The 5982-nt window shown below is 64.6% G+C and carries 5 protein-coding genes; 4 read left to right on the top strand and 1 reads right to left on the bottom strand.

Annotation, left to right across the window (positions count from 1 at the left end; all coding sequences use genetic code 11):
- The 4 genes from QOC89_RS17010 to QOC89_RS16995 form a co-directional block, all read left to right on the top strand.
- On the top strand, nt 1-154 hold a 154-nt coding region (locus QOC89_RS17010), incomplete at its 5' end, for an NAD(P)H-dependent oxidoreductase subunit E (protein WP_323046082.1).
- Nucleotides 151-1719: a formate dehydrogenase beta subunit gene (locus tag QOC89_RS17005; protein ID WP_323046081.1), complete on the top strand. Its 1569-nt coding sequence runs from the start codon at nt 151-153 to the stop codon at nt 1717-1719. The genes QOC89_RS17010 and QOC89_RS17005, both read left to right, overlap by 4 nt.
- A 14-nt stretch (nt 1720-1733) precedes the next feature.
- A complete protein-coding gene (gene fdhF / locus QOC89_RS17000) occupies nt 1734-4712 on the top strand; it encodes a formate dehydrogenase subunit alpha (protein WP_323046080.1) in 2979 nt (992 codons plus the stop codon).
- An 8-nt stretch (nt 4713-4720) separates the two neighbouring features.
- Nucleotides 4721-4969 (top strand): formate dehydrogenase subunit delta, encoded by a 249-nt coding sequence (locus tag QOC89_RS16995; RefSeq protein WP_323046079.1) that lies wholly within the window; start codon nt 4721-4723, stop codon nt 4967-4969.
- A 113-nt stretch (nt 4970-5082) separates the two neighbouring features.
- On the opposite strand, the gene QOC89_RS16990 is transcribed toward QOC89_RS16995, so the two are convergent.
- Nucleotides 5083-5982, bottom strand: a 900-nt coding sequence (locus tag QOC89_RS16990) for an FAD-dependent monooxygenase (protein WP_323046078.1), incomplete at its 5' end; no start/stop codon positions are given.

Below are 5982 nucleotides of genomic sequence, written 5' to 3'. Positions count from 1 at the left end.
GGCGCCGGTCGAGCTGGAGTCGGTGTATTGCCTCGGTCAATGCGCGCTGTCGCCGGCCATGATGGTCAACGGCACCCTGCACGCCAAGGTGACGCCGCAAAAATTCGACGCACTGTTCGCCGCCGCCGGCAAATGCGTGGAGGTGACGGCATGACGCGCATCTACGTTCCCCGCGACTCGTCAGCTCTCGCACTCGGCGCCGACCAACTGGCTCGCGCAATCGAAGCCGAAGCCGCACGCCGCGGCATTGAAATCGAACTGGTTCGCAACGGTTCGCGTGGTTTGCTCTGGCTTGAACCGCTGGTCGAAGTCTCGACCGCCGAAGGCCGTGTCGGCTATGCCAACGTCGAGGAGAGCGACGTCGCGGCGCTCTTCGACGCCGGCTTCGCGGAGGGTGGCGAACACGCCCGCCGCGTCGGTGTGGTCGATGAAATTCCGTATCTGAAGAAGCAGCAGCGCCTGACCTTCGCGCGCATCGGCATCACCGATCCGCTCTCCGTCGACGATTACGTTGCCCACGGCGGCCTCGAAGGTCTCAAGCAAGCCTTGAACACCGACGGCGACGCCGCCTGTGAAGCGCTGATCGAATCGGGTCTGCGTGGCCGCGGCGGCGCGGCCTTCCCCGCCGGCATCAAATGGCGCACGGTGCGCGGCGCCAAGGCGGCGCAGAAATACATCGTCTGCAATGCGGACGAGGGCGACTCCGGCACCTTCTCCGACCGCCTGGTAATGGAAAGCGACCCGTACGTGCTGATCGAAGGGATGATCATCGCGGGCGTCGTGACCGGCGCGACGGTCGGCTACATCTATGTCCGCAGCGAATATCCGCACTCGATCGCGACGCTCGAAGCCGCCATCGCCAAAGCACGCGCCGCCGGCTGGCTCGGCGACAGCGTGCTCGGTTCAGCGCATCGCTTCGACCTGTTCGTGGCGAAGGGCGCAGGCGCTTATGTCTGCGGCGAGGAAACCGCGCTGCTCGAATCGCTTGAGGGCAAACGCGGCATCGTGCGCGCGAAGCCGCCCGTGCCGGCGCTAGTCGGCCTGTTCGGCCAGCCGACTGTGATCAACAACGTCATCACACTCGCAACCGTGCCGATCATCTTCGCGCGCGGCGCAGCCTTCTATAAAGATTTCGGTATGGGCCGTTCGCGCGGCACGCTGCCGTTCCAGCTCGCCGGCAATGTGAAACACGGCGGCCTCGTCGAGCTCGCGTTCGGCGTCACGCTGCGCGAATTGCTGTATGACTACGGCGGCGGCACGGCAAGCGGGCGCGCGGCGCGCGCGGTGCAAGTCGGTGGCCCGCTCGGCACGTATCTGCCGGAAAGCCAGTGGGACATCCCGATGGACTACGAAGCCTACGCGGCAGTCGGCGCGGTGGTCGGCCACGGCGGCCTGGTGGTGCATGACGACACGTCGAATCTCGCCGAGCTCGCGCAATACGCCATGCACTTCTGCGCGCTCGAATCGTGCGGCAAATGCACGCCATGCCGGATCGGCTCGACGCGCGGCGTCGAGGTGATCGGACGGATTCGCAACGGCGATACGTCCACCCGGCAAGTGCAGTTGCTGCGCGATCTGTGCGACACGATGGTGTCCGGTTCGCTCTGCGCGATGGGCGGCATGACGCCGTTCCCGGTGCTGTCCGCGCTCGACCATTTCCCCGAAGACTTCGGTCTCGACAACGTTCACGATCACGCGCCCAAAGCGGCTGCGGCCTGATCCAGGAGCCTCACATGTCCGATGTGCTCAACTCCCCTGCCGGCGCCCCGATGCAAGTCCCCTTGGGGGGCGGCTGCGGCTCCGGCAACTGCGCGTGCAAATCGCAAGCACAAGCGCAACAACGTGCCCCGCATTCATTCTTTGACGACACCGATTACGGCACCCCGGCGCGTCATGCCGACGTCGACGTCACGCTGGAAATCGACGGTCAGGCGGTGACCGTGCCGGCCGGCACGTCAGTGATGCGCGCCGCCGCCGAGGCCGGCGTCAATGTGCCGAAGCTTTGCGCGACCGATTCGCTCGAACCGTTCGGTTCGTGCCGTTTGTGCCTGGTCGAGATCGAAGGCAAACGCGGCTACCCTGCTTCGTGCACGACGCCCGTTGAAGCCGGCATGAAAGTCCGCACGCAGACCGACCGTCTGCAATCGCTGCGCCGTAACGTGATGGAGCTGTATATCTCCGATCACCCGCTCGACTGCCTGACCTGCCCCGCCAACGGCGACTGCGAACTGCAAGACATGGCAGGCGTCACCGGCTTGCGCGAAGTGCGCTACGGATTCGACGGCGCCAACCACCTGAAGGACAAGAAGGACGAATCGAATCCGTACTTCACGTACGATCCGTCGAAGTGCATTGTCTGCAACCGCTGCGTGCGCGCCTGCGAGGAAACGCAAGGCACGTTCGCGTTGACCATTGCCGGACGCGGTTTCGAATCGCGCGTCGCGGCGAGTGAAAACAAGCCGTTCATGGAATCGGAGTGCGTGTCGTGCGGGGCCTGCGTCGCCGCGTGTCCGACCGCGACCTTGCAGGAAAAGACCGTGATCATGCTCGGCCAGGCCGAGCACTCGGTTGTCACGACATGCGCGTATTGCGGCGTCGGCTGCTCGTTCAAAGCGGAGATGAAGGGCAACCAGGTCACGCGGATGGTGCCGCACAAGAACGGCCAGGCCAACGAAGGCCACGCGTGCGTGAAGGGCCGCTTCGCATGGGGCTACGCGACGCACAAGGACCGCATCACCAAGCCGATGATTCGCGCGAAGATCACCGATCCGTGGCGCGAAGTCAGCTGGGAAGAAGCGCTCAGCTACGCGGCATCGGAATTTCGCCGCATTCAGGCGAAGCATGGCCGCGATTCGATCGGCGGCATTACGTCGTCGCGTTGCACGAACGAAGAAACATATCTCGTACAGAAACTCGTGCGCGCCGCGTTCGGCAACAACAACGTCGACACGTGCGCGCGTGTGTGCCACTCGCCGACCGGTTACGGCCTGAAGACCACGCTTGGCGAATCCGCGGGCACGCAGACCTTCGCCTCGGTCGACAAAGCCGACGTGATCATGGTGATCGGCGCGAATCCGACCGACGGCCACCCGGTGTTCGGCTCACGCATGAAGCGCCGCATCCGTGAAGGGGCGAAGCTGATCGTCGTCGACCCGCGCCGCATCGATATCGTCGATACACCGCACGTAAAGGCCTCGCATCATCTGCAATTGCGCCCCGGCACCAACGTCGCGGTGGTGAATGCGCTCGCGCATGTGATCGTGACCGAAGGGCTGCTGAACGAAGCGTTCATCGCCGAGCGGTGCGAAACCCGCGCGTTCGAGCAATGGCGTGCGTTCGTTGCGCTGCCCGAGAACGCGCCGGAAGCGACTGAAGAACTCACCGGCGTACCCGCCGCATCCGTACGTGAAGCCGCTCGCATCTACGCTACCGGCGGCAACGCGGCAATCTATTACGGCCTCGGCGTCACCGAACACGCGCAAGGCTCGACGATGGTGATGGGCATCGCGAATCTGGCGATGGCGACCGGCAATATCGGCCGCGAAGGGGTTGGCGTGAATCCGCTGCGCGGCCAGAACAACGTGCAGGGTTCGTGCGACATGGGCTCGTTCCCGCACGAACTGCCGGGCTATCGTCATATCAGCGACTCGATCACGCGCGCGTTGTTCGAAGAAGCGTGGAACGTGACGCTGCAACCCGAACCGGGTCTGCGCATTCCGAACATGTTCGACGCCGCCGTGCACGGCACCTTCAAGGGCCTGTACTGCCAGGGTGAGGACATCGTGCAGTCGGATCCGAACACGCATCACGTGTCGGCGGCGTTGTCGTCGATGGAATGCATCGTCGTGCAGGACATTTTCCTCAACGAGACCGCGAAGTACGCGCACGTGCTGCTGCCGGGTTCGTCGTTCCTCGAAAAGGACGGCACCTTCACCAACGCGGAACGCCGCATCTCGCGCGTGCGCAAGGTGATGCCGCCGGTACCGGGTTACGCCGACTGGGAAGTCACGGTGATGCTCTCGCGTGCACTCGGCTACGAGATGGACTACACGCATCCGTCGCAGATCATGGACGAGATCGCGCGTCTCACGCCGACTTTCCACGGAGTGTCGTACAGGAAGCTGGAGGAACTCGGCAGCATTCAGTGGCCCTGCAACGAGAACGCGCCCGACGGTACGCCGACCATGCACATCGATGCCTTCGTGCGCGGCAAGGGCAAGTTCGTGATTACGAAGTTCATCGCCACGCCGGAAAAGGTCACGCGCAAATTCCCGCTGCTGCTCACCACGGGCCGTATCCTGTCGCAGTACAACGTCGGCGCGCAGACGCGCCGCACCGAGAATTCGCGCTGGCATGACGAAGACCGTCTCGAGATCCATCCTCACGATGCGGAAGAACGCGGCATCAAGCAGGACGATTGGGTGGGGATCGAGTCGCGCGCGGGACAAACCGTGTTGCGTGCGAAAGTGACCGAACGGATGCAGCCGGGCGTCGTCTACACGACGTTCCACTTCCCCGAATCGGGCGCGAACGTGATCACCACCGATAGCTCGGACTGGGCCACCAACTGTCCCGAGTACAAGGTGACCGCGGTGCAGGTGACGCCGGTCGAACAGCCGTCGCAATGGCAGCAGGACTATTCACGCTTCAACACGGAGCAGCTCGATCTGCTGAAGCAGCGCGAGTTGGCCAACGCGACATCGGGTAAGTGAGGCAAGCCATGGACAATCAGAGTCTGATCGACATGGCGAACCGGATCGGCGACTTTTTCGATTCGATGCCGGATCGCGAGGAAGCGCTCGACGGTGTCGCCGATCATATCCGCCGCTTCTGGGAACCGCGTATGCGCCGCGCTTTGCTGGCAGCGCTCGATGAACCGGATGCGAACGGCATCGAGATGTCGGGCATCGTCAGGGAAGCGCTCGTCAAGCATCGTGAACGGCTGACGCCGGCAGCGGCAATCGCGTAGCGGCACCCCTTGTCTGGCGCCTCCGTGTGAGGCGGCCCCTGTCAGGGTCGCTTCACACGGCCGCTCACGATGTCACTGAACACAGCCCCTCGCGCGCATCTCTACGCCCCGCCTCACAGCGCCGCCTGCTCCGGTATCGCCCCAGCCGCCGTAAACCACGCTTCGCAATGCCGCAGCAAGCCGTGCAGATCGGAGCCCGTGCGCCCACGCGCGCAGATGTAGCCGTCAGGCCGTACCAGATAGAACGACGGCCGCGTGCGTCCATATGATTCGGACAATGCTGGGGCGCCCTCGCCGCTCGTATCGGTCACGCGCCAGATGCGGACCGCGCCCGGCAACAATCGCTCGATTTCCACCGCCAGTCGCTCGAGTTCCGGGTCCGGCGCGGGTGCGTGCTTCGCGGCGGGATCGAGCGGCGTGTCATCGACGGGCAGCGGCGGGACCAGCAGGAACAACGAAAAGAACGCGGGATCGTGCAGATCGAACACGCAACCGACACCCGGCGCCCGGCCCAGTGGCCCGTCCACCACATGCACCAGCGCATCCGGCGCGCGCTCGCCGGCACGCGGACCGCCATCCAGCACGCGCTCGAGCGTCAACGGACCACGCCGATACTGGATCGACAACTCGCTGATGGTCATCCGCGCCGCATCGCGCAGCGGACCGAGCGCGGCCAGCACCGGCATCACGCGCTCGCGCAGCAGCTTCAGCGGTCCGTGATCAGCCTCGGCCATATGCGTGATGAAGCCGGTTTGGCGCAACACGTCGCGCTCGATCGGATGCCGTTCAAGGTGGTAGGTATCGAGCAGACGGTCCGGCGCCGCGCCTTTGATCACGCGCGCGAGCTTCCAGCCGAGATTGAACGCTTCCTGAATGCCGGTGTTCATGCCTTGCGCGCCGGCCGGACTGTGGACGTGAGCCGCATCGCCCGCGAGGAAGATACGGCCGACGCGCAGCCGCTCCACCATCCTGCTGTTCAGACGGAAATACGACGACCACGTCAGGTCCGACAC

It is taken from the genome of Paraburkholderia sp. (assembly GCF_034668105.1).
Lineage (GTDB): Bacteria > Pseudomonadota > Gammaproteobacteria > Burkholderiales > Burkholderiaceae > Paraburkholderia.
Note: the sequence above shows the minus strand (reverse complement) of the source record. Positions and strands in the feature narration are given on the sequence as shown.

Excerpts from the sequence above, each read along its gene's own strand:
- QOC89_RS16995 (WP_323046079.1), top strand. The coding sequence starts at position 4,721 with ATGGACAATCAGAGTCTGATCGACATGGCGAACCGGATCGGCGACTTT.
- QOC89_RS17005 (WP_323046081.1), top strand. The coding sequence starts at position 151 with ATGACGCGCATCTACGTTCCCCGCGACTCGTCAGCTCTCGCACTCGGC.
- fdhF (WP_323046080.1), top strand. The coding sequence starts at position 1,734 with ATGTCCGATGTGCTCAACTCCCCTGCCGGCGCCCCGATGCAAGTCCCC.